The sequence below is a fragment of the Roseateles aquae genome (assembly GCF_032337115.1).
Classification (GTDB): domain Bacteria; phylum Pseudomonadota; class Gammaproteobacteria; order Burkholderiales; family Burkholderiaceae_C; genus Roseateles_C; species Roseateles_C aquae.
The window spans coordinates 66305-93006 of record NZ_JAVXZY010000008.1 but is presented as its reverse complement, the minus strand read 5'-3'; the positions used below and the strand labels follow the sequence as shown (position 1 = coordinate 93006).

The 26702-nt window shown below is 66.2% G+C and carries 21 protein-coding genes; 7 read left to right on the top strand and 14 right to left on the bottom strand.

Annotated features, from left to right (window positions below):
- The 5 genes from RQP53_RS18065 to RQP53_RS18045 form a co-directional block, all read right to left on the bottom strand.
- Window positions 1-1323 carry a dihydroorotase gene (locus tag RQP53_RS18065; RefSeq protein WP_315652076.1) on the bottom strand — a complete coding sequence of 441 codons (1323 nt, stop codon included), beginning with the start codon at window positions 1321-1323 and terminating at the stop codon, window positions 1-3.
- A gap of 48 nt (window positions 1324-1371) precedes the next feature.
- Window positions 1372-2334 carry an aspartate carbamoyltransferase catalytic subunit gene (locus tag RQP53_RS18060; RefSeq protein WP_315652075.1) on the bottom strand — a complete coding sequence of 321 codons (963 nt, stop codon included), beginning with the start codon at window positions 2332-2334 and terminating at the stop codon, window positions 1372-1374.
- Between the two features lie 126 nt (window positions 2335-2460).
- A complete protein-coding gene (gene pyrR / locus RQP53_RS18055) occupies window positions 2461-2955 on the bottom strand; it encodes a bifunctional pyr operon transcriptional regulator/uracil phosphoribosyltransferase PyrR (protein ID WP_315652074.1) in 495 nt (164 codons plus the stop codon).
- Window positions 2955-3383 (bottom strand): Holliday junction resolvase RuvX, encoded by a 429-nt coding sequence (gene ruvX / locus RQP53_RS18050; RefSeq protein WP_315652073.1) that lies wholly within the window; start codon window positions 3381-3383, stop codon window positions 2955-2957. The genes pyrR and ruvX overlap by 1 nt, the downstream gene beginning before the upstream one ends.
- Window positions 3380-3958: a YqgE/AlgH family protein gene (locus tag RQP53_RS18045; RefSeq protein WP_315652072.1), complete on the bottom strand. Its 579-nt coding sequence runs from the start codon at window positions 3956-3958 to the stop codon at window positions 3380-3382. Before RQP53_RS18045 ends, ruvX begins: the two co-directional genes overlap by 4 nt.
- Before the next feature lie 32 nt (window positions 3959-3990).
- Here RQP53_RS18045 and RQP53_RS18040 point away from each other — a divergent pair, with 32 nt between their 5' ends.
- Window positions 3991-5451, top strand: a complete 1461-nt coding sequence (locus RQP53_RS18040) for a cryptochrome/photolyase family protein (RefSeq protein WP_315652071.1) — start codon at window positions 3991-3993, stop codon at window positions 5449-5451.
- Between the two features lie 15 nt (window positions 5452-5466).
- Here the strand turns inward: RQP53_RS18040 and RQP53_RS18035 are convergent, their stop codons facing one another.
- The 9 genes from RQP53_RS18035 to RQP53_RS17995 form a co-directional block, all read right to left on the bottom strand.
- A complete protein-coding gene (locus RQP53_RS18035; RefSeq protein ID WP_315652070.1) occupies window positions 5467-6144 on the bottom strand; it encodes a hypothetical protein in 678 nt (225 codons plus the stop codon).
- A 203-nt stretch (window positions 6145-6347) separates the two neighbouring features.
- Complete coding sequence (locus RQP53_RS18030) at window positions 6348-7406, bottom strand: alpha/beta hydrolase family protein (RefSeq protein ID WP_315652069.1); 1059 nt, start codon at window positions 7404-7406, stop codon at window positions 6348-6350.
- A gap of 158 nt (window positions 7407-7564) precedes the next feature.
- Window positions 7565-8602 carry a GGDEF domain-containing protein gene (locus RQP53_RS18025; protein WP_315652068.1) on the bottom strand — a complete coding sequence of 346 codons (1038 nt, stop codon included), beginning with the start codon at window positions 8600-8602 and terminating at the stop codon, window positions 7565-7567.
- Between the two features lie 114 nt (window positions 8603-8716).
- Window positions 8717-15667 (bottom strand): hybrid sensor histidine kinase/response regulator, encoded by a 6951-nt coding sequence (locus tag RQP53_RS18020; protein WP_315652067.1) that lies wholly within the window; start codon window positions 15665-15667, stop codon window positions 8717-8719.
- A 40-nt stretch (window positions 15668-15707) separates the two neighbouring features.
- The gene (locus RQP53_RS18015; protein ID WP_315652066.1) at window positions 15708-18014 is read right to left on the bottom strand and encodes a methyl-accepting chemotaxis protein; all 2307 of its coding nucleotides are present in this window, start codon (window positions 18012-18014) and stop codon (window positions 15708-15710) included.
- 55 nt (window positions 18015-18069) lie between these two features.
- Window positions 18070-18597, bottom strand: a complete 528-nt coding sequence (locus tag RQP53_RS18010; protein WP_315652065.1) for a chemotaxis protein CheW — start codon at window positions 18595-18597, stop codon at window positions 18070-18072.
- 4 nt (window positions 18598-18601) lie between these two features.
- Window positions 18602-18982, bottom strand: a complete 381-nt coding sequence (locus RQP53_RS18005) for a response regulator (RefSeq protein WP_315652064.1) — start codon at window positions 18980-18982, stop codon at window positions 18602-18604.
- 55 nt (window positions 18983-19037) lie between these two features.
- On the bottom strand, window positions 19038-19439 hold the full coding sequence (locus tag RQP53_RS18000; protein WP_315652063.1) for a response regulator: 402 nt from the start codon (window positions 19437-19439) through the stop codon (window positions 19038-19040).
- Window positions 19440-19499: 60 nt separating this feature from the next.
- Entirely contained in the window at window positions 19500-19652 is a 153-nt protein-coding gene (locus RQP53_RS17995) for a rubredoxin (RefSeq protein ID WP_133604594.1), read from the bottom strand.
- Window positions 19653-19856: 204 nt separating this feature from the next.
- Between RQP53_RS17995 and thiD the strand changes: the two genes are divergently transcribed.
- From thiD to RQP53_RS17965, 6 genes are all read left to right on the top strand, one after another.
- A complete protein-coding gene (gene thiD / locus RQP53_RS17990; protein WP_350340394.1) occupies window positions 19857-20816 on the top strand; it encodes a bifunctional hydroxymethylpyrimidine kinase/phosphomethylpyrimidine kinase in 960 nt (319 codons plus the stop codon).
- Window positions 20817-20889: 73 nt separating this feature from the next.
- On the top strand, window positions 20890-22176 hold the full coding sequence (hemL, locus tag RQP53_RS17985) for a glutamate-1-semialdehyde 2,1-aminomutase (protein ID WP_315652062.1): 1287 nt from the start codon (window positions 20890-20892) through the stop codon (window positions 22174-22176).
- A gap of 22 nt (window positions 22177-22198) precedes the next feature.
- Window positions 22199-22870 carry an HAD family hydrolase gene (locus tag RQP53_RS17980; RefSeq protein WP_315652061.1) on the top strand — a complete coding sequence of 224 codons (672 nt, stop codon included), beginning with the start codon at window positions 22199-22201 and terminating at the stop codon, window positions 22868-22870.
- 20 nt (window positions 22871-22890) lie between these two features.
- A complete protein-coding gene (gene mpl / locus RQP53_RS17975) occupies window positions 22891-24270 on the top strand; it encodes a UDP-N-acetylmuramate:L-alanyl-gamma-D-glutamyl-meso-diaminopimelate ligase (protein WP_315652060.1) in 1380 nt (459 codons plus the stop codon).
- A 137-nt stretch (window positions 24271-24407) separates the two neighbouring features.
- Window positions 24408-25202, top strand: coding sequence for a flocculation-associated PEP-CTERM protein PepA (pepA, locus tag RQP53_RS17970; RefSeq protein WP_315652059.1), 795 nt, complete (start codon window positions 24408-24410; stop codon window positions 25200-25202).
- Window positions 25203-25605: 403 nt separating this feature from the next.
- Complete coding sequence (locus RQP53_RS17965; protein WP_315652058.1) at window positions 25606-26691, top strand: porin family protein; 1086 nt, start codon at window positions 25606-25608, stop codon at window positions 26689-26691.
- The last annotated feature ends 11 nt before the right edge of the window (window positions 26692-26702 follow it).

The window sequence follows — 26702 nt, the reverse complement described above, 5'->3', positions numbered from 1 at the left end:
TCAGCCCTTCAGCGTCGCAGCGGTGTCATGCGCCACCGTGCCCGCCACCAGCGTGTACTGCACGCGGCCAGGCAGTTCGAAGCCGGTGATCTCGTAGGCAAACGGCGTGTGCTTGCCCTGGCTGACCAGGGCCTCAGGCGCCGCCGACCAGCTCGCGGCCGGATCGAAGATGCACAGATCGGCCACGCCGCCGACCAGCAAACGCCCGGCGCTGGCCGCCAGCGAGCCCAGCGAGCTGCCCAGCACACGCACCGGCTCGCTGGTCACCACGGCCAGCGCGCGGCCCAGCGGCAGGCCTTCGTCCTGAGCCCATTTCAGCGCCAGGCTCAGCAGCAGCTCCAGCCCGGTGGCGCCGGGCGTGGCCTCGGCAAAGGGCACGTTCTTCTCATCCGCGCCGACCGGCATGTGGTCGGACACCAGCGCGTCCAGCGTGCCATCGGCCAGGCCGGCGCGCAGCGCCGCGCGGTCGCGCTGCTGGCGCAGCGGCGGGTTCAGGCGCATGGCCGGGTTGAAGTAGCCGATGTCGACATCGGTCAGATGCAGCGAGTTGATCGACACATCGGCCGTGACCGCCAGACCTTCGCGCTTGGCCGCCCGCACCAGCTCAACGCCGGCCGCGCTGGACAGCCGGCACAGATGGACCCGTGCGCCGGTGGCCCGCATCAGCTCGAAGATGGTGTGCAGCGCCACCGTCTCGGCGGTGACCGGCACGCCAGCCAGGCCCAGCCGGGTCGCGACCGCGCCGCTGGCGGCGACGCCGCCAGCCAGCCAGGGGTCCAGCGGATGCAGCCAGACGGTGTAGTCAAAGGTCGCGGCGTACTGCAGCGCGCGGGTCAGGAACTGGGTGTTCTTGATCGGCCGTTCGGCCTGCGAGAAGCCCACGCAGCCGGCCTCGGTCAGCTCGGCCATCTCGGTCAGCACCTCGCCATCGAGGCCGCGGGTCAAGGCGCCGAGCGGGAACAAGCGGCACAGGCTCAGCTTGCGGGCGCGGAACTTCAGCATCTCGACCAAGCCCGGCTCATCCAGCGCCGGATCGGTATCGGGCGGGCAGACCAGACTGGTCACGCCACCGGCCGCCGCCGCGTTGAGCTCGCTCTCCAGCATGCCTTCATGCTCATGGCCGGGCTCGCGCAGGCGAGCGGCCAGATCGACCAGGCCCGGCGCGACGATCAGCCCCTCGGCATCGATGACACGGCTGGCCTCGAAATCGGCCGGCACCTCGCCCAGCGCGACGATGCGCCCGCCCGCAATCGCCAGATCGCCGACACGGTCCAGGCCCGAAGCCGCATCGAGCAGCCGTCCGTTCTTGATCAAAATCTTCATCTGCAAATCTCCTGTGCAAGCGCATCCGTCACAGCGGAGCGCCTACCCTCATGCCTCGTTGCCGGCCAAAATCGACATCACCGCCATGCGGACCGCAATGCCAAAGGTGACCTGCGGCAGGATCACGCTCTGGCCGCCGTCGGCCACATCGGAGGCGATCTCGACGCCGCGGTTGATCGGGCCCGGGTGCATCACGATGGCGTCGGGCTTGGCCAGCGCCAGCTTCTCCGGCGTCAGGCCGAAGTTCTTGAAGAACTCGCCGGCGCTGGGCAGCATGGCGCCGCTCATGCGCTCGTTTTGCAGGCGCAGCATGATGATGACGTCGGCATCCTTGATGCCCTCGGCCATGTCGTGGCAGACACGGACGCCCATCTCGCGCAGATCGCCTGGCACCAGTGTCTTGGGGCCGACGGCGCGGATCTCCGGCACACCGAGGATGTTCAGCGCATGGATGTCCGAGCGGGCCACCCGCGAGTGGACGATGTCGCCGACGATGGCGACGGTCAGATTGCGGAAGTCCTTCTTGTAGTGCCTGATCGTGTACATATCGAGCAGGCCCTGGGTCGGGTGGGCATGGCGGCCGTCACCGGCATTGACCACGTGCACATGCGGCGCGCAGTGCTGGGCAATCAGGTAGGGCGCGCCGCTCTCGCTGTGCCGCACCACAAACATGTCAGCATGCATGGCCGAGAGATTGGCCACCGTGTCCAACAACGTCTCGCCCTTGGCGGTGGACGAGCGCGCGATGTCCAGATTGATCACATCGGCCGACAGGCGCTTGGCCGCGATCTCGAAGGTCGTGCGTGTGCGCGTGCTGTTCTCGAAGAACAGATTGAACACGCTCTTGCCGCGCAGCAGCGGCACCTTCTTGACCTCGCGGTCGTTGACCGAGAGAAAGGTGCCAGCGGTGTCGAGGATCTGATGGATCACCGCCTGCGGCAGGCCTTCGATGGAGAGCAGGTGCACCAGCTCGCCATGCTTGTTCAGTTGGGGATTTCGTTTACTCAGCATTCTTTCCTCCGGTGCCACGTCCGCGGCCTACTTGCACCAGCGATCCAGCGGGCAGCGCAGATCCGGCTTCGCCGGGCTGCCGCTGACGCCCCCTTGAGGGGGCGCGCGAAGCGCGTAGGGGGTGGTTCATCTCACATCAAAGCTGAAGCGGCCATCGGCGTCGCGCGCCAGGCGCAGGCGCTGCTCGGTGGCCAGATGGACCCGCGCCGCCGAGAACACCGGCTCGATCGGCAGCTCGCGGCCGCCGCGGTCCACCAGCACCGCCAGCGTCACGCTGGCCGGGCGGCCGAAGTCGAACAGCTCGTTGATCACCGCGCGGGTGGTGCGGCCGGTGTAGAGCACATCGTCGATCATCAGAATGTGCTGGCCATCGACGGCAAAGGGCAGCTTGGTGTGATCACTGCTGGCCGACATGCCCTTGGTGCCGAAATCGTCGCGGTGCAGCGAGCTGGAGATCACGCCAGGCTCGCCGGCCAGGCCCAAATCACGCTGCAGCCGTTCGGCCAACCAGGCGCCGCCGGACCAGATGCCCACCAAGGCCATGTCCGGCCGATAGAGGCGTTGCACGCCCTTGAGCAGGTCGGCGTAAAGCGCCTCGGCATCGAGGAGTAAGGTGCTCATCAGCTGTGTTCCCGGAAGAATTGTTCAAGAATCAGCGCCGCCGCGGCCGAGTCGACATCGCGGGCGCCTGCCGCCTCTGCCTCGACGCTGGTGTAGCGCTCATCGACCTCGTAGACCGGCAGCCGGAAGCGGCTTTTCAGCTGGCGACCGAACTTGCGGGCGGCCAGCGTCATCTCATGCTCGGCGCCGTCGGGATGGCGCGGCACGCCGATCACCAGCGCCTCGGGCTGCCATTCCTTGATCAGCGCGGCAATCGCGACAAAGCGCGCCTCACCCTGCTGAGCCAGATGGCGCAGCGGCTCGGCGCTTTTGAGGAAGCCATTGCCGGTGGCCACGCCGATGCGGCGGGTGCCAAAGTCAAAAGCCAATAGCGATTGCGGGGAAGTCGAAAGGGGGCGCGGTGCCGACGGGTTCACGGTGGAACTCATGCGTGGCCCGCCTCCTGGCTCAGCATCCGTGGGTCGATGCCCAGAAGGCCCAGCGCGCGCTCGTAACGCTGCTCGGCCGGGGTCTCGAAGATGATTTCCGGCGCCGCATCGACGGTCAGCCAGCCATTGCGGCCGATCTCTTCCTCCAGCTGCCCGGCGGCCCAGCCGCTGTAGCCCAGCGTGACCAGAATCTTCTTCGGCCCTGCGCCGTTGGACAGCGCTTCCAGCACATCGCGGCTGGTCGTCATCTCCAACCCGCCCGGGATAGCCAGCGTGGCGTTGTAGTGGCCGCCGGTCTCGTCCAGGCGCTCATGCAGGACAAAGCCGCGCTCGGTCTGCACCGGGCCGCCGTAGAAGACCGGGCGGGCGGCGAGATCCTCGTTGTCCAGGCTCAGCTCGACTTTCTCGAACAGATGGCCGACAGTCAGCGAGATCGGCTTGTTGATCACCAGACCCAGCGCGCCCTTCTCGTTGTGCTCGCACATATAGACCACCGAGCCGGCAAATGCGTCATCGGCCATGCCGGGCATCGCGATCAGGAATTGATTGGTAAGGTCTATGCGGGCCTGGGACATCCGGCCATTTTATTTCATCGACACTGTCCCCCATGGAAAAGAGTTTCGCCAGCGCGCTGGTCTGGTTCCGGCGCGATCTGCGCGTCGATGACCAGGCGGCGCTTTATCACGCCCTGCGCCAGAGCCGCCAGGTGTTCTGCGTCTTTGTGCTGGACCGCGCCATCCTCGACGCCCTGCCCCGTGCCGACCGCCGGGTCGAGTTCATCATCGATGCGCTGCGCTCGCTGGATGCAGAGTTGCGTGCACTCGGTGGTGCGCTGATCGTGCGCCATGGCTGGGCGCTGGACGAAGTGCCGCGCCTGGCTGCCGAGCTGGGTGTGGCCAAGGTCTTTTACAACCGCGACGACGAGCCGCAGGCGCTGGCCCGCGATGCCGAGGTCGAGCAGCGCCTGGCCCGCCGAGGCATTGCGATGCAGGGCTTCAAGGACCATGTCGTGTTCGAGCGCAGCGAGCTGCTGACCGGCGCCGGCAAGCCCTATGGCGTGTTCACGCCCTACAAGAACGCCTGGCTGAAGAAGATCGATCCCTTCTACCTGAAGGCCTACCCGGTGCTGCGCCATGCCGGCGCGCTGGCCGACCATGCCTTGGCCCAGGGCGTGCCCACCCTGGCCGAGATCGGCTTCGAGCCCACCGATCTGCATGCCAGCCTGCGTGGCGGCAGCGGCCCGGCCGAGGCCTTGCTGGCCGAGTTTCTACAGCGCATCGACCGCTATGACGAGGCGCGCGACTTCCCGGCGCTGCGCGGCCCCAGCTATCTGAGCCCGCATCTGCGCTTTGGCACCGTGTCGGTCCGCCGGCTGGCGCGCGAGGCCCACCAGCGCCAGATGAGCGGCAGCCGCGGCGCCGAGATCTGGCTGGCCGAGCTGATCTGGCGCGATTTCTACCACCAGGTGATGCATCACCATCCTCATGCGATGCAGAGCGCCTTTCGACCGGAATACGACGCCATCCAATGGCGCAGCGGCCCCGAGGCTGAAGCCGACTTCACCGCCTGGTGTGAGGGCCGCACCGGCTATCCGCTGGTCGACGCGGCCATGCTGCAGCTCAATCAAAGCGGCTATATGCACAACCGGCTGCGCATGGTCGTCGCCAGTTTTTTGATCAAGGACCTGGGCCTGGACTGGCGCTGGGGTGAGCGCTATTTCACCGAAAAGCTGCTCGATTTTGATCTGGCTGCCAACAACGGCGGCTGGCAGTGGGCGGCGTCCAGCGGCTGCGATGCCCAGCCCTATTTCCGCATCTTCAACCCCATCAGCCAGAGCGAAAAGTTTGATGCCGAGGGCCGCTTCATCAAACGCTATCTGCCCCAGCTGGCCAAGCTGCCGCCGAAGCTGATCCACGCCCCCTGGCTGGCGCGCCCGCTGGAGTTGCAGGCCTGTGGCGTCGAGCTGGGCGTGAACTACCCGCGCCCGGTGCTGATGCACGAGGACGCGCGCGTGGCCACGCTGGCGCGCTACGCGGTGGTCAAGTCGCGCGCCATGCCCGAGACCTGAGCACCATCAGGGCGCTCACTTGGGCCGGTAGGCGGGCAGGTCTCGCCATTTGCCGATCTGCTCCCACCAGGCCTCGACCCGCGCCCGACTGGCTGCATCGAGGCGGCGCGATGCGCCCAGATACATATCGGCCACCATGAAGGGCTGGGGCAGCGCCTCGACCGCCAGCTCCGGCAGACGGGCCTGCAAGCCCTCGAACTCCTCGCGGAACAACAGCACCGCGTCAACGCGCCGCGCCAACAGCTTGCGCAGCAGCTGCTCGCCCTGCACGGCGCTGGCGTCGGGCCGCAGGCCGAGCTGCTTCAGCCGGTCAGAGAACACCACCTGGCCCAGTCGGATGCCGAGCAGCGGCGTCGCCGGCTCGAAATGCTGACCATCCCACTGCAAGGCATCGCCACGGCGGCGCACCACCACCAGCTGGATGCGCAAGAGGCGACGATTCGCATCGACCTGCCCCTCGTGCAAGGGGAAATCGTAGTCGGCCAGATTGGTGCTGGAGGCTGCCATTGGCGCGACATCCACCTGACCGTTCTCGATGGATCGCCGGCAGCGCGCCGGTGGCTGGCGCAGCAACTGCAGCGCGATGCCCACGGCCTGCGCGCTGTGCTGCAACAACTGTTCGGACAGCCCGGCCTCAGCACCTGGTTCGCTGACATACGGTGGCACCGCATGATCAGGGATGCAGAGTCGCATCGGCAGGCGTGGCGCTTCGGTTTCGGCCTGCGCAGACGAGCAAACAGCGAGCAACAGGGCCAGAAGTAAGCCGCGAGATTTCAGTCCAGGCCAATCAGCAACACGCATCCCAGCTCCGCACCGCCATGCTTGCCGGCGGTGTGCCGCAAGCCTACACGGCCAGGGCGAGCAGCGCCACCGGCAAGGCGTTCAAAGCGCCGCCGTCAATCGGCAGCGCGCGGTGGCTCCCAGCGCGCCAGCAGGTCGCGGTAGCGCTCCGGCCATTGGCTCAGCTCGCTGCGCTCACCGGCAAAGATGCGGTGCAGAAAGGCCAGCGTCAACTCCCGCGTCGCCGCCTTGACCCGTGGGTTCAGCGCCACGCCACCGGTGCCCGCGCGGTCGGTAAAGATGCTGTGCGAACCGCCCTGAAAGACGGCCAAGGCCTTGTCCGGCCCACCGGTGGCCTGGAAGACCTTGATACGGTCTTCGGCCGCGGAGAAATAGCCGGGGATGCGGATCACATCCTCGGAGGCGGTGATGTGCAGCGTCGGCACGCTGATGCCTTGCAGGATGGCCTCGCTGTCCTGCTGGCCATAGAACGGCGGTGCCGAGATGATGATGGCCGCCTTGATGCGCGGATCGCGCAGCGGCAAGACCTGACCCTCGCGGCTGATTCGGGCGCCGGACAGCAAGAGGCTGGTGTTGGCGCCATACGAATGCCCGGCCGCGACGATGCGCGCCGGATCGAGCTGCTGGCCCCAATCGCTGGCCAGCAGCTGGTCCAGCGCGAAGCTGACGTCGCGCACCCGGTTCAGCGCTTCGTCTTCCCGGGCGGCGCCCTGCAGGCGACCGACCAAGCCCAGCGGATTGCCCATCCACAGACCACGATCGCTGCCGACATGCTGGACGTGCAGGCTGGCCACCCCATGGCTGGCCCAGAAGGAGCCCAGATAGCTGTAACCGTTGCGCGAGCCGCCGATGCCGTGCGAGAACACCACCAGCGGCACGCCGTTCGCCGCCGGCTTGCCGGCATCTGGCTCAGGCCAGTAAAGCTTGGCGGGCACCGCGCGCTGCCGCTGCTCATCGCGCCAGTCCAGATCGATGCTGCTGTAGGCCTTGTCGGCGGCCTTGGCGGTGGATGCGCTGGCGCCACTGGCTCCTGCCAGCGGCTGGGCCGGTGCATCCTGGGCGCGAAGGGGCTGGGCCAGGCCGGCTGCCAGCACGAGCGCGAGCAGAACATGAAGCAGCTGCCGGCTGCTGGTGGCGCGCAAGGCTTGCATCATCGATAGCGTCCTTCGGGCAGGTATTGGGGAGCTGTGTGGGCGACGTCAGGCGTCAAGCGTGAAGGCTGGGCCCAAGCCAGTTCGCGCAGAGTTTGGGGCACTGGCCAGCAATGCCAAGATGCCAGAAGTCAGCCCCCCGCCGAGGTCGGATCGGGGGCTTAGAACAGCTCGACGTCGCTGAGCTGGGTCGCTTCCTGCAAATGGCCGCCAGCCACCAGCTCGGCATGGCTTTGCACCTGGTTGCGACCATGGCCCTTGGCGTGGTAGACAGCCTTGTCGGCCCGCTCGAAGGCGGTCGCCGGCGTGTCGCCATGGCGCACCTTGGTAAAGCCGATGCTGACGGTGATGCGGCCCACCTGCGGAAAAGCGTAGTTCTCGGTGTTCAGACGCAGGCGCTCGAAGGCATGGCCGGCGTCGGCCTCGTCCTCGCAGCGCATCAGCACGACAAACTCCTCGCCGCCGAAGCGGTAGAGCAGGTCGTGGAAGCGGAAACTGTTGCGCATCAGCCGCGACAGCAAGAGCAGCACTTCGTCGCCGATCAGATGGCCAAAGCGGTCGTTGACCGACTTGAAATGGTCGATGTCGATCACACCCAGCCAGTAGCGCGGGTGCTCGACGCCGTGGCGCCGACCATCGTCGTTGCTGGCCTCGGCCGGGCTGCCCTGGGAGTCGGCCAGCGCCTTCAGAAAGCTCTCGTCAAAGGTCTTGCGGTTGAGCAGGCCGGTCAGGGTGTCGCGCTCGCTGTAGTCGAGCAGGCCCTGGAAGTTGTGATAGATGCGCAGAATGCTGCCGACCATGCGCTGCGAGGCGTTCTGCAGGCGTTCGGCCGATTCGATCTCCAGCACGCCCACGACCTCGCGATCGGTGGCGATCGGGAACAGCGTCACCCAGTGATCGCCCTGCTGCAGCTGCAGCACAGTGCGCGTGGCCATCGCCTGCTGGCGATGCGGGAAATCCTGCGCAGCGGGCAAGCGGGCCGGCTCGGCCCAGAGTGAATCGGCGCTGGCCACGGCATCACCGGCGCGCAGCCGGGCTCGCGTCAGCCAGCGCTCCTGACCGGGCTCGCCAACGCAGCGAAAAATCGCCACCGACAAAGGCTCGACCAGATCGCGCAGCGCCGAGACCAGGGTCACATCCATGACGTCCCGGTCGCGGAAGCCGGTCAGTTCGGCGAGATGATCAACAACTTCAGACATGTGGCCCGACAACGAGAGCGGCACCACCATGGCACCGACCCAAGCACTGTTGTTTTGCTGATCGCGAACCACCCGGCCTCCGGCCAGATGGGTCCGCGCCCCTCGTCGCTGGCATCAGGCGCTCGCAACGGCCGCCGCAGTGTATCTGCCAATCAGACCCAGCAGCAGTTCCTCGTCATACGGCTTGCCCAGATAGTCGTCAACGCCGAGCTCATGCGCATAGTCGCGGTGCTTCTGCGCGATCCGCGAGGTGATCATGATCACCGGCAGCTTAGTCAGCCGTGGATCGGCGCGCAGATTGCGAACCAGATCGAAGCCATCCATGCGCGGCATCTCGATGTCGGACAGCACCACCGCCGGCAGCTCGTCGCCGGCCAGGCGCTCCATCGCATCGAGGCCGTCCTTGGCCAGCTGCACGCGATAGCCTTCGCGCTCCAGCAGACGCTGGGTGACACGACGGACCGTCAGCGAATCGTCGACGACCAGGATCAGCGGTGCCTGCGGGTCGCCCTTGCCGACCGCGGCTGCCGCCTGCTTGACCGCCACGATGCTGTGGCGCGCCGCCTCGCGAGCCGGCTCGCCGTAGCGATTGGCCAGCGCCACCGGGTTGTAGATCAGCGCCACATCGCCGGTGGCCAGCAGGCTGATGCCGGCCAGGCCGGGCACGCTGATCAGCTGCGGACCGAGGTTCTTGACGACGACTTCCTGCTTGCCGATCACTTCGTCGACATGCAGGGCCAGGCGCTGCTGCGCGCTGCGCACCAGCACCACCGAAGCGGTGCGGCCATGCAGCTGACCGCGCGGGTCATGGCCCTCACCCTGGTGCATCAGCCCACCCAGCCAGTACAGCGGCAGGGTGTGATCGCCCAGCTTGAGCTCGCCATCGGCATAGCCCTTCTCCAGCTGCGCCAACGGCAGGCGCAGCACCGAGTCCATCAGGTGGGCCGGCACCGCCACGCTTTGCTCGCCGTAGCGCAGCAGCACGACTTGGGTCAGCGCCGTCGTCAGCGGCACGCGCAGCTCGAAGCTGGTGCCCATGCCGGTGACCGACTTGGTCTCGACATAGCCGCCCAGCGTATTGACCTCGGAACGCACCACGTCCATGCCGACGCCGCGGCCGGCCAGTTCGGTCACCGTGGTGGCCGTGGAGAAGCCAGGGGCGAAAATCAGCTGGGTCAGCTGCTCCTCGCTGAGCTGAGCGTCCTTGTCGACCAGGCCCTGGGCAATCGCACGTTCGCGGATGCGCGGCAGATCCAGGCCGGCGCCATCGTCGCTGAAGTGCATCAGCACCTCATTGCCTTCCTGGGTCAGGCGCACAAAGATCGTGCCCATCGCGTTCTTGCCCTGCGCGACACGGACCTCGGGCATTTCAATGCCGTGGATCACGCTGTTGCGCAGCAGGTGCTCGAAGGAGCCGATCATCCGCTCCAGCACCGAGCGATCCAGCTCGACGTGGCCGCCGGCGATTTCCAGCTGTGCCTGCTTGCCGCATTCGCGTGCGGCCTGGCGAACGACACGGTGCATACGCTCGGCCAGGCTGTCGAACTCGACCATCCGGGTGCGCAGCAGATCGTCCTGCAGATCGCGGGTCAGACGCGACTGGCCGGCCAACTCGTCTTCGCCCAGCTGCACATTGCGCTGCAAGCTGCGCTGCACGGTGGCCACGTCGTTGACCGACTCGGCCATCATCCGCGTCAGTTCCTGGAAGCGGGTGTAGCGGTCGAACTCCAGCGGGTCGAAGTCGCGGCCGGTGGCCTTGGCGGCCTCCTGGCGCGAACCCATCTGGGCTTCGGCCTGCAGCTCCAGTTCGCGCAGCTGGCTGCGCAGGCGCTCCAGGTTGTCGTCAAGATCGGACAGCGCATTGCGCATCTGCGCCATTTCGCTTTCCAGCCGCGCGCGGCGGATGCTGACTTCGCCGGCCTGAGCGGCCATCCGCTCCAGCACCGCCCCGCGGACACGCACCAGCGACTGGGCGCCCACAATGGCGGCCGGTTCCAGCTCGGTCAGTTGGCCGTCGAAACGGGCCCAGTCGATCTGGCGGGCCGGCACTTCCACCACCGGCGCAGCTTCGGCCAGCGCGGCGGGCTCAAGCGGCGCTGCGGCGTCAGGCTCAGCGATCGGTTCTGCAATCGCGTCGGCGCTCGGCTCGGCAAGGGCTTCAACGGGCAGTTCGGACGCGCTGTGCAGCGGCTCGACCGAGGCCACCGGCACGACCGGTGCCAGCGGCACGGCCGCCGCCACCTGGGCCTGTGCCGCGGCATCGGCGCGCAGGCTGGCCAACAGGTCTTCGAAAGCTGCATCGAGGGCGTCGCCACGGTGCTGCAGGGCCAGCACATCGTCGGCATGGGCGCGGCCACTGGCCAGCGCGGCCTCGATAGCCGACTCCAGCATATGGGCCTGCTCGCCGATGCGCATCGCACCGGTCAGGCGCGCGCCGCCCTTGAAGGTGTGCAGCGTGCGCATGCAGGCATCGGCACGGGAATGATCGCCCGGGCTGGCCAGCCATTCACGCAGCCGTGCATGCAGCTCCTGCAGCAGCTCGCGACCTTCTTCCTCGAAGATCGGGAACAGCTCGGCATCGATGCGGTTGGGCTGGCCGGTGATGAACTCGGCATCCTCGGCCGATACGTTGCCGATGCGGCCGCTCGGGGTCGAGGGTTCGAACTCGCTGTCGGCCGCGAGATCACGGCGCGCTGCCGGCTCATAAGCCTGCAGGCGTTCCTTCAAACCTTCTTCGGCCGGCTTCAGGAAGCCCGCAGCGAACTGGTGCAGCAGGCGACGGATGTCTTCCGAGGCCTGGACGAAGAGTCGCGCTTCCTCATCGCTGCAGGCCACCGCCTGCGCGGCGCGGCCCAGCGCATGCTCCAGCGCCCGGGCCAGCTCCGACAGATCCTCGTAACCGACGGTGGCCGCATTGCCGGCCAGCGCATGGGCCAGGGCCTCGCTGCCTGCCGGCACCGGCTCGGCCGGCGCCAGCGCCCACTCCGCCAGATCCACATTCAGGCGGCGCGAGAGCTCGTCGGCCTCGTTCAGGAAGATGTTGAACAGGCTGATGCTGATGCGCAGCGGGCCAATGACCTTGACGCTTTCCTCGCTGTCATCCAGCTCGTCATCCAGGGCGTCCGCCGGCGCCTCGGCACCGCCGCTGACCAGCGACAGGTGCGGCGCAGCCGGCGCTGCCTCGGCAGCCAGCGCAGCAATGGCGTCGGCGGCATCCACGTCGTCGGCCGGCGCGTCATGCTGCAGCGCTTCCACCGACTCGGCCTCGGGCAACTCCGCCACGACCTCATCGTCGGAGGCTGCAGGTGCCTGCGTCTCTTGCGTTTCAGGCACCGTCGCCAGCAGTTCCTCGGTAGCCGGCTCGACTTCGGCTTCAGCCACCGGCTCGTCAAGCGCTTCGGGCTCTGCTTCGGGCGCTGTTTCGGCCAGGGTCTCCGCCTGGCTGTCCGGTGCCACTTCGACCAGCGCCGCCGGTGCCTCGGCTGCTTCACCTGCCTCAGCTGCATCTTGCGGCTCCGGTGCAGCCGGCTCCATCAAGGCCGCCAGCAGTTCCGCATCGGCCTCGCTGACCGGCTCGGCCGCGGCCACTGCAAGCAGTTCGTCGGGCAGACTCAGATCCAGCAGTGCATCGGCTGCGGGTGCGGCTGCCGGTGCTTCGGCCGGCTCCAGCTGATCCGGCAGGCCCAGATCAAGCGTGGCGTCGTCCAGCGCCGCTGCGGCAGGCGCTGCAAGGTCGAGATCCAGCTCGACACCTGCCTCGCCCGCACTTTGTGCAACGTCTGCGGCAACAGGCTCGTCCAGCGTCAGATCGAGCGTCGGCAGCATCTCGTCGTGCTGCGGCTGAGCTTCCTGCTTGACGGTGGCCGTGAAGGTGTCGTCGGCCTCGGTAGACAGTCCCAGAGGCAGCTCGAAATCGGGCAGCGAATCGGCGTCGAGGTTCAGATCCAGCACCGGCTCGGCGTCGCCCTGCGACTGTACGGGCAGGGCCAGCGTGTCTTGCATGGCGGCCAGGTCCTGGCCCAGCTCGATACCGGCCTCAGGCGCATCGCCGTGCGTGGCCTCCAGCGGGGCATCAAGCACGTCGTCCAGCGTCAGGCTCGGCAGCGCTTCGGCGCTATGAGCCTCGGCGGACTCTGCATTCAGCGCGGCCAGGGCATCGAGCTCGGGCAGGCCCAAGCCATCGTCGGCGGCCAGATCGAGGCTGATGGGCTCGTCGACGGAGGCCAATTGCTGCTCCTGCGACAAGCCATCCAGCGCCATCGGCACGGTGGCGTGAGCGGGCTCGTGCAGCTCATGCGGCTCATGCACCTCGGCTTCCAACGCCGGCAACTCGGCCGCCTCGCCATGATCCTGCGCCTCAGCAGCGTTCAGCTCGCGCAGCTCAGAGAACTCGGCCAGGTCGGCAGCGCTGGCCGGGCTGGCCTCAGCCAGCGGCAACTCAATCGACTCGATCGATTCCGGCAACGCCTCAGCCGCGACTTCCACCGCGCTCGCTTCGGCGGGCACAGCGAGCGCTGGCAGCGCCTCGCCGCTCGGCTGCCACTGGCCTTGCAGACGCAGTGCATCGGCACGCTCACGCAGGCTGTTGGCACTGCGGCTGCTGCGCCCCTGTGCGTCGATTTCCTCGGCCCAGGCGGCCAACTCATCAAGCGCTTCGCCGCTGAAGCCCAGCAGCAGGGAATCGGCATTGCGCTGTTCGGCCAGCAGCGTGTTGTACAGCTGCTCGCAGGCCCAGGCGGCCTCGCCGAACTCGCCCAGGCCGACCATGCGCGAGCTGCCCTTGAGCGTGTGGAAGGCCCGGCGCACGGTGGTGAGCTCGCTCTGCAGGCTGGCGTCTTCGGCCAGCTGGGCCAATGCCTCGCGGGCGGTGGCAATGACCTCGGCGGCTTCCTCGATGAAGATGCCCAGCATCTCCTCGTCGAGCGATTCGTCCTCGTGCGGAATTGGTGCGCTCGGTGGTGGCACTTCGGCCGCGGCCGGGCTGCGCGCGGCAATGAATTCGTTCAGTGGCTGAGCGGCCTGGGCACGGGCCTGATCGTCGATCAAATCGGCCGGCAGCTCGGATGGCACGGCCAGCGGCTCGACACTTTCCGCTGCTTCGGCCAGGCCGGCATCGAGCAGACGCTGGGCCGACTGCGCAGCGGCCACCAGCGAAGGCTCGTCGGCGGCGCGCGCTTGCAGCGCCAGATGCTCCAGATCGCGGGCCAGATCCTCGGCCGGGCGATCGCCCTCGGCCACCGCTTGCGCGGCCGCCTGCACCTGGCTGAGCAGGCTGTTGGCGGCCGGTGTGATCAGCGTGGCCTGGCGCTGACGACGCAGCACCGAGGCCAGCACACCGGTGCTGTCGTCGAAGGCAAACATGCGCTTGGCCAGCTGCGGCTGGACGCTGAGCATGTCGATCAGGAAACCCATCGCGCCCAGGTTGTTGGCCAGGCGCTCGAACAGCTCGCGCGGCACGGCGCGCTCGGGATCGACCTCGGTATTGGCCAGATCGTCCAGCTCGTCGCGCATGCGCACGCAGGCCTGGGCGGCTTGATCCAGGCCCAGCACACCGAGCACGCCACGCATGGTGGCCAGCTGGTTGGGCACCGGGATCAGCACCTCGCGCTTGCGCGGGTCGCGGAAGTATTCGTCGACCTGACGCTCGACCTCGCTCAGGCTGCTGCGCAGCTCGTGAACCACGCTGCCCAGGGTCTGGCGATCGGAGACCCGGCGGTACAGGTCTTCCATCCAGGATTCGAGTTCCTCCGGCGGCTCGCCGCGGGCGACGGCGGCCACACGCAGGGCCAGCGCACGGACGCGCGCGCCCTGCTCCGGGTGGTCGAACACCGCGTCATCCAGCGCCGCTTCGATGTAGAGCAGGCTGGTGGCAATTTCCATCGCCAGATTCGGCGAGGGCGGCTGGCCGGAGCGCAGCGTGGCCACGACGGCGCGCTGCATCGCATCACCCAGCACCTCACCGCCGGGGAACAGGCGCGCCAGCGATTCGGACACGCCGGCGAACTGCTCGTCCAGGCCGGCCAGGCGTTGCGATTCGCCCTCGGCCGCCGAAGACCAGGATTCCTTGGCCGCGCTGACGCGGCGCTTGGCATGGCTCACCCAGGCCGGATCGATGCGGCCCAGGCTGTCGTCTTCATAATCGCCGCCGCTCTCGCTGCCCAGGCCGTAGCTGATGCGCACCGCCTGCAACCGTGCCGCGTCCTGGCCGGACAGCGGCGCCGCGCTCTGGGCGCAGAAAAACAGCAGGTCTTGGGCCAGGCGCTCGGACACCTGGTTGTCGCCACCAGCGCTGGCGCGCATCTGCGACAGCAGGCGCGAACCGAGACGCTTCACATAGGCGTCAGGCTTGAGCAGACCCAGCGCCTGGGCCTGAAACTGCGCCGCCGCCAGGCGCCACAGCGTGCGGGCGCCACGGGTCGAGGCACTCAGGCCCAGGCCGGCACACAGATCGCTGAGCTGGCGGGCATGGTCGCCGCTGGGCTCACGCATCTGCTTGAGCAGCGCGGCCTCGAAGGCCGAGCGCGCCACTTCGATGCGCACCGGGCGGGCGCTGGGATCGTCGGGCAGCTCGCGCCAGCTGAACTGGTGCTGCCAGAGATCCGCCGGGTGAACCCGCTCGGCGTGGTTGTAGGCCTGCAGCTCACGATAGGTCGGGAACAGCGCCAGGCTGGACACCTTGTTGCCGGCCAGCATGCGGGCGATCAGCGAAAGCAGCGCAAAGTGCGCGCGCTCGACCAGTTCGACTGCACGTAAATCAAGCGTCAGCGGCGCCTCGGCCATGCGGTTGACCGCCAGCTCGGTGGCGCGCAGCACCGCCGCGCCGGCCGTCAGGCCGACCACCGACAGCACGCCGCTGACTTGGTGGATCTGCGCCGCGGCGCTGGTCAACAGCTGGTTCGGCGGTGCGGCATCGCCGCCCATCATCAGCGTCGTGCGGGCCTCGTTGTCGCGCAGGAAGCGGCGCAGCGTCTTGTGCACAGACTCCAGCGAGCGGCGCAACTCCTCCTGCACCCAGGCCAAGGGGCTGAGGTCCGGTGGAAACTCGGAATCGCGCAAGGAATCCATGCCTGATTTGCCCTGTTTTTCTAGATAAGGTCCAGGCCGCTCAAGCGACCTTGAATCGCGCCACCGACTGCTTCAGCGCTTCGGCCGAACGCGACAGCTCATGCACCATCTGGGCAGTCGAACGGGTACCGTCACCGGTCTGCTCGGTCACTGCAAAGATGTGCTGGATATTGGCGGCCACGTTATTGGCGGAACGCGCTTCACCCAGGGCTTCCTCGGAAATGCGGGCAATCAATTCGTCCAGGCGACGCGACACCTCGTCGATCTCTTCCAGCGCGTGACCGGCGGCATCGGACAGCTTGGTACCTTCCACCACTCCGACAGTGGAGCGTTCCATAGCGGCCACGGCATCCTGGGTGTCGGTCTGAATGGTCTTGACCAGTGCGGCAATCCGGCGCGTTGCATCGCCGGAGCGTTCGGCCAGACGCTGCACTTCTTCCGCCACGACCGAGAAGCCGCGACCGGCTTCACCGGCGGACGCTGCCTGAATGGCCGCGTTCAGCGCCAGCACGTTGGTCTGTTCGGTAATGTCGGAAATCAGCTCGGTGATCTCGCCGATCTCCTGCGAGGACTCGCCCAGACGCTTGATGCGCTTGGAGGTTTCCTGGATGTGATCGCGAATCTGGTTCATACCGCCGATGTTGTCCTCCATCGCCTTCTTGCCTTGTTCGGCAGCCTGACGAGACATGCGGGCCACTTCAGCGGTTTCCTGCGCCTTGGACGACACCTGGTTGATGCGTTCGGCCATCTGCAGCACGGCCTCACCGGTCTGGCGAATCTCGTGCAGCTGTTCGGTCGAAGCGGCCAGCAGCTCGGTCGAGGTCTGGTCGACCAGACCGGTGGTTTCCGTCACCCGGGCGGCGGTCGACTGCACCTGGGTCACCAGCGTACGCAGCTCTTCCACGGTGTAGTTCACCGAGTCGGCGATCGCGCCGGTGATGTCTTCCGTCACCGTCGCTTGTTGAGTCAAGTCACCTTCAGCGACCGACTGCAGCTCGTTCATCAAACGCAAAATAGCGGCCTGGTTGGCGTCGTTGACGCGCTTGGCCTCCTGTTCCTGCGCTTCAGCAGCACGCTTCTGCTCTTCAGCCATTGCCGCACGTTGGGCCTGGTCGGCCACATACAGGCGCAGAAAGCCCACCGCGCCATAGATCAGCGCCGCCAGTGAAGCCAGCGTCAGCAACAGCGTCACAGGGCCGGTGCCGCTGGACGATTCCAGTTGCTGCGCGACCTGGTCCAGGCCCTTGCGCAGCGGTTCGCTATCACCCAGGATGGCGGCCTGTGCTTCCCGCGCAGCCACCAGGCCTTGCAGATTGCCCAGAATCGCCGAGGCCTGATTGCGGGTGTCGTCGTACTGCTTGAGCAGCGTCGACAGACGTTCTTTCATCTGCGGATCGCTGGCGCCCTTCAAGCGCAGCTCCGGATTGCCCTTGAGCAGGGCCTCGTTGATTTCGCGGAAGGAATTCAAGTCCTTGCCGAGCAGGAACACGGCCTCGGGGCTCACGCCTTCCTGGGTCAGGAATTCGTTGGCGCTCTTGCCGATACGCTGGGTCAGCATCACCAACTGGCCAACGGCGGAAATCTCGCCGGCCGACGCGCCCTGCTGCAGCGCCAGCGAGGACACCGCCTCGGCGCTTTCCAGCAGGTCGGACGATTGCCGGTTGATCGCGCGCAGCGCGGCGCCAACCTGGGTCAGCACCTTTTCCTGACCGAGCACGACCTTGGTGTTCTTGTCGGCGCGGTCGACCATGGGCGCCAACGCTTCCAGGCCTTGCAGCGCATCGCCGGAAGCCTTGGCCAGATCGCCCTGCCCGGTGCGCATGCTGCCCACCACCGAGGTCAGCACGCCCACGCTCTCACGCAGTTCGGCAAACGCACCGGCATTGCCCACCATGGCGGTCGACACCGCCTTGGCCAGACGCTGCGACTGCATCATCGCCTGACCGGTGCCGCGCACCTGGGCGGCGCTGCGAGCCCCGCTCCAGAGGTTCCAGCCCACCGTACCGGCGGTACCGACCAGACCCACGACCAGCAGCGCCGTCAGCAGGCTTTGCCGGCGTTCACGGGCCTGTGCCGCCTGGGCGACTGGCGTGAACTCCGACAGCGGCTCGGCCGAGGTCGTGTTGGTGAAGGCAGAGACCTGGCTGCTCTCGGCAAACTCGGTGGCCACCGACAACTCGGTTGGCACGGCCTCCGAAATGATCGACGCTTCCTCAGGCAAGCGGCTGAGCTCGGTGTCCTCGGCACTGTCGCGCAAGGCCACGACGTCCGTGTCCGACGGCGTCGGATCCACTGGCGCATCGCCCTCTTGCTTGCCCAGTTTCTTGATCTTGTCCAGGAAGCTCATCTCGCCCTCTAGTACGTTGGTTTGTGATGTCAATACCGGCGCTCAATGCGCCGCATCAATCCACGATGCGCAGGAACTGCTCATGACGGGACAAAGCTTCCAGGTCCAGGACCTGCCAGCGACGCCCCTGTTGGTCTAAAAGCCGGGCACCGGCAAAGCGTGGCCGCGGGCCACTGCTTTCCCCAGTGTCTGGCTGGAAATGCTCATCGCCGCGCAAGCCCAAGAGCTTGTCGACCTGCAAGGCGCAGTTGATGTTCAGCTCGGCATTCAATGCCACCAGGCGCGCCTGCTGGGCTTCCAGCCGATTGCCGGTTTCACGCAGGCCGAGGAACATGGCCAGATCGATGACCGTGTGCAGGCCGCCGCGCAAATTGGCCACGCCCAGCATCCAGGGCTTGGCATAGGGCACCGCCTTCAGCGGCACCGGCGCAAAGATCTCGGCCGCCTGCTTCAGCGGAAACAGCAAAGCCTGACCGGCGCACTCGACGGCCAGCCACTGTACGGTTTGCGTCGTTTCCCTGGCCGCCTGCATTCGCTGTGCGAGGCGGTGCTGCAGATCACGCAGCGCTTGCTTGTTCGCCATGGACTCAGCCCGAGGCCTTGCCGCCAAGTGCCTTGATCTTGGCCAGCAACTCCTCGGCCTTGACCGGCTTGACGACGTAGTCGCGTGCGCCCTGGCGCATGCCCCAGACCTTGTCGGTTTCCTGATTCTTGCTGGTGCACATGATCACCGGCACATCGCTGAAGCGCTCGTCGCGGGTGATCGAGCGCGTCAGCTGGAAGCCATTCTGGCCAGGCATGACCACGTCCATCAGGATCAGATCAGGCTTCTCTTCCTCCAAGCGCTTCATCGCCTCTTCGCCGTTTTCGGCGGTGCGCACGGTGTAGCCGCGCTTGGTCAGCATCTCGCTGAGGTGATGGAGCTCGGTCTTGGAATCGTCAACGAGCAGGATTTTGTGAATCGTCATATGCACTCCTCGCTACGCCGCCGAGCGGCGCGGGCGGCTTGTTGTTGTGTGCCCATCAGGCGCTACGCCGATGCTGGACAACAGCCTGCAGCAATTGGTCCTTGGTAAAAGGTTTGGTCAGGTAATCCTGCGAGCCAACCATGCGGCCACGGGCTTTGTCGAACAGACCATCCTTGGACGACAGCATGATCACCGGGACGGCGGCAAATTGCGGATTGCGCTTGATGATGGCGCAGGTTTGATACCCATCCAGGCGCGGCATCAGGATGTCGCAAAACACCAGGTCGGGCTGATAGTCGCTCAGCTTGGACAGCGCATCAAAGCCGTCCTCGGCGAGCACGACCTCATGACCGGCCTGCTTCAAAAAAATTTCAGCGCTGCGGCGGATCGTGTTGCTGTCATCAATGACCAGCACCTTCGTCGCCGAGCGCCTGTTGTCAGGAGCCTGCAAGTCCAACCGGTGTTCTCCTTGCGCGGAATACCGCAATCAGCTTTGATACATCAGGGCCGCAGCAACTCAGATGCGGACCATTTCAAAATCTTCCTTGCGTGCACCACACTCGGGGCAGGTCCAGTTCATGTCGACATCGGCCCAGGCCGTACCGGGCGCAATGCCATGTTCGGGGTCGCCCGCGGCTTCGTCGTAAATCCAGCCACAGATCAGGCACATCCAGGTACTTGCTTCGCTCACGGTGTATGTCAATCACTCACTACAATGCAAAGATTGTAGCCACGGCATCTGCCAGGCTTCCCTGAGCATATAGGCACAGATGCAACAGCTGACTCGGTGCTTATCCGCACCTGTGACACAAAGCCGGGTTAACACCAAGCAGGCATTTCACGCCCACGCACCAGGCCTCGCGCCCCATCATTCATGAGCAGCCCCGACCACCCCGAATCCGCCCCGGCCGCCACGCTGCCCGACGACCAGGAAGCCCAGGCCCCGGCCTGCGTGATGAGCTTCAACGCCAGCGACCCCAGTGGCGCCGGCGGCATTGCCGGCGATGTGGCCACGATTGCCGCCATGGGGGCGCATGCGCTGCCGGTGATCACCTCCATCATGTTGCGCGACACGGCCGAGGTGTTCGACCAATCGCTGATCGACAGCGACACCATCGTCGAACAGGCGCGCAGCATTCTGGAAGATGTGCCGGTGGCCGCCTGGAAGGTCGGCTTCCTGGGCAGCGCCGAGGGCATCAGCGCCGTGGCCGAGGTGCTCAGCGACTACCCCGATGTGCCCCTGGTGGCCTATATGCCGGCGATCAGCTGGCTCGATGAAGAGCAGCAGCAAAGCTATCTGGACGCCTTCCGCGAGCTGGTGCTGCCGCAGACCCTGGTGCTGGTCGGCAATCACAAGACGCTGGTCGATTTCCTGCTGCCCGACTGGGACGCCGACCGCCCCGCCTCGCCGCGCGAGCTGGCCGTAGCCGCCGCCGAACATGGCGCCCAGCACGTGCTGGTGACCGGCATCGGTCTGGCCAACCAGTTCATCGACAACGTGCTGGCCAATGCCCAGGGCCCGATCAGCGGCGAGAAGTTCGAGCGCTTCGAAGTCAGCTTTGTCGGAGCCGGCGAAACGCTGTCGGCCTCGCTGGCGGCGCTGCTGTCGGTCGGTGCCGAGGTGCACACCGCCGTTGCCGAGGCGCTGTCCTTCCTGGATCAGGCCCTTGACGCCGGCTTCCGCCCGGGCATGGGCAATGTGGTGCCGGATCGCTTCTTCTGGGCGCTGCCGCCTGGTGAAGAAGGCGAGGAAGGCGCGCCCATTGAAATCGGCCCCGGCGCCGACCTGATGGCCGACGAGCCGCCCGGCCGCGGCCCACGCCGCATCCACTGACGCCACCACCCGGCGCCCCAAGGCGCCTGAACGCGCCCATTCAACGCATTCTTCGCAGTTGCTGCGTCCAGCCATGAGCCAGAACCAAGTCCTGTTCGATCGCGCCCAGAAGGTCATTCCCGGTGGCGTCAATTCGCCGGTGCGCGCCTTCCGCGCTGTCGGCGGCACCCCGCGTTTCATCACCCGCGGCGCCGGTGCCTATATCTTTGACGCTGATGCAAAACGTTACATCGATTACATCGGCTCCTGGGGCCCGATGATCCTCGGCCACGGTCATCCGGCCGTGCTGGAGGCGGTACAGAAGGCCGCCGTCGAAGGATTCTCCTTCGGTGCGCCAACCGAACGCGAGATTGAACTGGCCGAGGAAATCCTCAAGCTGGTGCCCAGCATGGAGCAGGTGCGCCTGGTCAGCTCGGGCACCGAGGCAACGATGAGCGCGATCCGCCTGGCCCGCGGCGCCACCGGCCGCAGCAAGTTCATCAAGTTCGAGGGCTGCTACCACGGCCATACCGACTCGCTGCTGGTCAAGGCGGGGTCAGGTCTTGCCACCTTCGGCCACCCAACCAGTGCCGGCGTGCCGGCCGAGGTCGCCCAGCACACCCTGGTGCTGGAGTACAACAACCTGGCCCAGCTGGAAGAAGCCTTCGCCCTGCATGGCGCCGAGCTGGCCTGCGTGATCATCGAGCCGATTGCCGGCAATATGAATTTCGTGCGTGCCGCCACACCGTTTGTGAAGCGCCTGCGCGAGCTATGCAGCGCCCACGGCGCCCTGCTGGTGTTCGACGAGGTGATGACCGGTTTCCGCGTCGGCCTGCACAGCGCCCAGGGCCTCTATGGCCGGCTGATTCCGGGCTTCAAGCCCGATATCAGCGTGTTCGGCAAGGTCATCGGTGGCGGCATGCCGCTGGCAGCCTTTGGCGCCAGCCGCGAGATCATGAAGCACCTGGCCCCGCTGGGCGGCGTCTACCAGGCCGGCACGCTGTCCGGCAATCCGGTCGCCACCGCCTGCGGCCTGGCGACGTTGCGCGAGATCCAGAAGCCCGGCTTCTTCGAAGCACTTGGCGCCAAGACCCGTCGTCTGGTCGATGGCCTGAAGGCGGTGGCCGATGCCAATGGCGTACCCTTCAGCGTCGACAGCGAAGGCGGCATGTTCGGCTTCTTCCTGATGCCCGAGCTGCCGCAGAACTACAAGACGGTGATGACGACCGACAGCGCCCGCTTCAACGCCTTCTTCCACGGCATGCTGGACGCTGGTGTCTACCTGGCGCCGGCCTTGTACGAGGCCGGTTTCGTCAGCGCCGCACACAGCGAGGCCGATATCGAGGCCACGCTGCAGGCCGCCCGCAGCGTGCTGCGCTGAGCCCTGGCGAGGCGTTCTGGCCATGTTTGGCGCACGCCGCTTTCAGGCGGTGGTGTTCGATATGGATGGCTTGCTGCTCGATTCCGAGCGGCCCATCCGCGATGCCTGGCTGCGTCTGTCAGCCGCGGCAGGAAAGCCTCTGTCGGCCAGCGACTACCTGCAGACCGTGGGCCGCAGCCGGCCCGACTGCCTGGCCTTGCTGAGTGAGCGTTTCGGTTCGGTCGCCGCCGCCGAGCAGATGTATGAGGCCGTCGATGCCGCGGTGGCGGCGGAAATTGGCGAGCGCGGCTTTGCGCTGAAACCTGGCGCGCTGGACCTGCTGCTGGCCTTGAAAAGCCGGCGCATTCCCTGCGCCGTCGCCTCCTCAACCCGCCAAGCCGGCGTGCGCGAGCGGCTGGGCCGCGCCGGCCTGCTTGATTTCTTCGGCCCCATTCATGGCGGCGATCAGGTGGCCCGCGGCAAGCCGCATCCCGATCTCTTTGAACTGGCCGCGCGCAGCCTGGGCCTGGCACCGGCGCAGTGCCTGGTGTTTGAGGATTCCAGCTATGGCGCCCAGGGCGCGCTGACGGCCGGCATGGGCGTGGCCCTGGTCCCCGATCTCAAAAACCCTGATCCCAATATCGCGCCACACTGTGCGGTGCTGAACTCGCTGGCAGACAGCCTGCCCCATCTCGACCATTGGTTTGCCGCCTGAACCGCGCAAACCCGACAGCCATGCATATTCACATCCTCGGCATCTGCGGCACCTTCATGGGCGGCCTGGCGGCACTGGCGCGCGAAGCCGGTCACAAGGTCACCGGTTGCGACGCCAATGTCTACCCACCGATGTCGGACCAGCTGCAGGCGCTGAGCATCGAACTGATCCAGGGCTTTGGCAGCGAGCAACTGGACCTCAAGCCCGATCTTTTCGTGATTGGCAACGTCGTCACCCGTTCCAACGATGGCCGCTTCCCGCTGATGGAAGCCATCCTGGACGCCGGACTGCCCTACACCAGCGGGCCGCAGTGGCTGTCCGAGCATGTGCTGCAGGGCCGCCATGTGCTGGCCATCGCTGGCACCCACGGCAAGACGACGACGACGGCGATGCTGGCCTGGATCCTGGAGCACGCCGGGCTGCAACCGGGCTTTCTGGTCGGCGGCGTGCCGCAGAACTTTGGCGTCTCCGCGCGACTGGGCGCGAGCGCACCGGCTGCCCCCTTCGTCATTGAGGCCGATGAATACGACACCGCCTTCTTCGACAAGCGCAGCAAATTCGTTCACTACCGCCCCCGCACGGCCATCCTGAACAACCTCGAGTACGACCACGCCGACATCTTCCCCGACCTCGCCGCCATCGAGACCCAGTTCCATCACCTCGTACGTACCGTGCCAGCCAGCGGCCGCCTGGTCGTCAATGCGCGCGAGGAATCGCTGCAGCGGGTGTTGGCGCGCGGCTGCTGGAGCGAGGTGCAGCGTTTCGGGGCGCGCAAGGAAGAATCTGGCGCCCTGCGTGCCCGCGGCGAACCGCAAGCCTTTGATGTGCTGCGCGGCAGCCTGAAGGTGGCGCGCGTCGAGTGGGCCCTGCTGGGCGAACACAACCAGCTCAATGCGCTGGCCGCGATTGCCGCCGCCGAGCATCTGGGCGTCACGCCCGAGCAGTCAGCCGCGGCGCTGGCCGGCTTCAGCAACGTGAAGCGACGGCTCGAATTGCGCGGCGAGGTGGCCGGCATCAAGGTCTATGACGACTTTGCCCATCACCCGACGGCGATTCGAACCACCGTCAACGGCCTGCGCCGCAAGATCGCACCGGCCGAGCGCATCCTGGCCGTCTTCGAGCCGCGCTCCAACACGATGAAGCAGGGCACGATGAAGGCCCAGCTGCCCTGGGCGTTGGAAGAGGCCGATCTGAGCTTCTGCAACCAGGCCGGCCTGGGTTGGGATGCGACCGAAGCGCTGCTGCCCATGGGCGCCCAGGCCCAGGTGCACGAGGGCGTCGACGCGCTGATCGCGGCCCTGCTAAAGGCCGCCAAGCCCGGCGACCATATTCTTTGCATGAGCAATGGCGGCTTCGGCGGCATCCACGAAAAACTGCTCACCGCGCTGCGCCAGCGCTAAGCAGAGATCAGGGTAAACCCCTAGCACCAAACCCACCCCAAGTTTAGGGGGCTGTCACAACTGCATACGTCAAGAAACGAGTTGGCGTAATAGACTTCACACAACGGCCGCTTTCCGGCCCTGCTTTGGAGCACGCAATGACGTCCCTGACCCATTCCTCCCTTGGCAAGACGCTGTTGGGCCTCGCCCTGGCATCGGCTTTCGGTGCCGCCTCGGCACAACAGCCAGCTTTCACCTTCAATCCGGCAGCTGTCGGTTTGTCGGGGTCAAGCTTCAGCGCTGACAACATCCTGATCTCCGACTTCGCCACGGTGCGCAACACCGGCGGCGGGACCTTCTCAGAGACCGGATATTTGGCGATCAGCGGCTTCCAGCTTGGTGGCACAACGCAGGCGCCGACGGGTCTGAACAGCAGCTACGGCCTGTACATCGCCTTCACCGGCACCGGCACGCAAAGCCCCGGCAATCCGGTCTTGGTGCCGACCTTCGGCACCTTCACCACGCTGAACTTCACGCTGTACGGCTACAACGGCAGTGCCAGCTTCGGCTTCGACGGCTTCAACAATCCGACCGAGTCCGCCAGTGGTGAAGTGGCGCTGGCCACCGGCTCGTTGATCAACGGCAGCGTGGTCAGCCTGCCCACTGGCACCGGCTCGTTCACGCCGAGCGCCAATGCGCAACTGAGCTTCAACGTGCTGCCCAGCGCTTCCGGTTTCTTCAGTGCGCCGTCGAGCTTCTATCAGCAAGCTTTTGCCGCATTCACGAACTCGCCCAATCAAGTCACGCCGATCCAGGGCGGCTTCCGTATTGCACAAGGTGGTGGCGCGATCAACTTCATCGCCACGCAAGTGCCCGAACCCGAGACCTACGCCATGATGCTGGGCGGCCTGATGGCCATCGGCTTCGTGGCACGTCGTCGCAAAGCCGGCTGATCCAGCGCCAACAACGCTTCAGTTCTCAGCGCAAAGGGCTGCACCGCAAGGTGCAGCCCTTTTGCCTTTTTGCGTCCGCTTATCGCGCTTGAGCCGCCATCTCGTGAGACTTCTCACAGTTCTCGCGAGACTCGATTTGGGCTGATTGTGTTTTTATCATTTATATCAATAATAGAACAACACCTGCGGCAGCGCCTGAAGATTCTGCGCAACAAAGCAGTTGTAATCGATTGACAACCCACGGGAAAACCCTGAAAACACGCGCAGTGGCTGACTCAGTCGTCAGGCACAGCTCCCACCCAGGCGCAATCCGATGCGCAGAAAGGCGACGATGTTGGACGATCTTTCAGCAAGCGGACGGGGCTCCAAGACCCCATCACTGCCCCTCAGTCTGGCCTGCTCCATGGCCATTGGCCTCGGCGCCGTGATGCCGGCCAGTGCGCAGGACATCGACCTCAAGGGCTTCGCCACGATCGCCATCGGTGCGGTGCAGAGCGGCAGCCGCGACACGGCACTGATGGATCGCTACGACTGCCCCTGCGCGATTGCGGACTACGCCCATGCTGGCCTGTACAGCAAGTCGGCCAGCATGCGTCCGGAATCGCGCCTCGGTCTGCAATCGACCTGGAAGATCAGCCCACAGTGGTCGGCCACCGGCCAGGTTGTCGTGCGCGACATCGACAAGCTCAGGGCCGGCCTCGAATGGGCCTATATCAGCTATACGCCTGACAGCCACTGGACGCTGCAGGCCGGCCGCAAGCGCCTGCCACTGTTCTACTACTCGGATTTCCAGGACGTTGGCTACGCCTACAACTGGATACGCCCGCCGCAGGATGTCTATGGCTGGGAGGTCGTCAACTTCAACGGCCTGACCGCCGCCTACAGCACGCAAGTCGGCGACTGGACCTTGCGCAGCAGCGCCTTCACCGGCAGCGAGTCCACCAAGGACAACGACGCCGCCAAGATCTACTACCCCGCCAGCCAGGACATCACCTGGAAGGGCATTCTTGGTGCCGACCTGGAGATGGCCAATGACTGGCTGACGCTGCGCTTCACACTGATTCGCAACAAGGTCGATCAATGGGAAACCGATGCCGGCGTGCGCAGCCAGACCACGTTCGGCAAGTCGCAGCTGATCTACGGCGTGTCGGCCAATATCGATTGGGAAGACTGGCTGCTGCGCTCCGAGTACAGCGTCTTCGATCGCTCCAGCTATGCCTACACCGCCCGCGCGTTCATGATCTCGGCCGGCCGCCGCTTTGGATCGCTAACGCCGATGATCACCGTCAGCCAATACCGTGAGAGCAACAGCTTTGCCCCCGACACCGTTCAGCGCGACCACACGCTGAGCCTGTCGCTGCGCTACGAGTTGGGCAAGTCCACCGCGCTGAAGCTGCAGTGGGACCGCTTCAGCGATCGCTCGGGCAGCGCGCTGGACTTCGTCGGCTCGTCGCGCCTGCTGTCAGTCTCGCTGGACACGGTGTTCTGAATCAAGAAGGA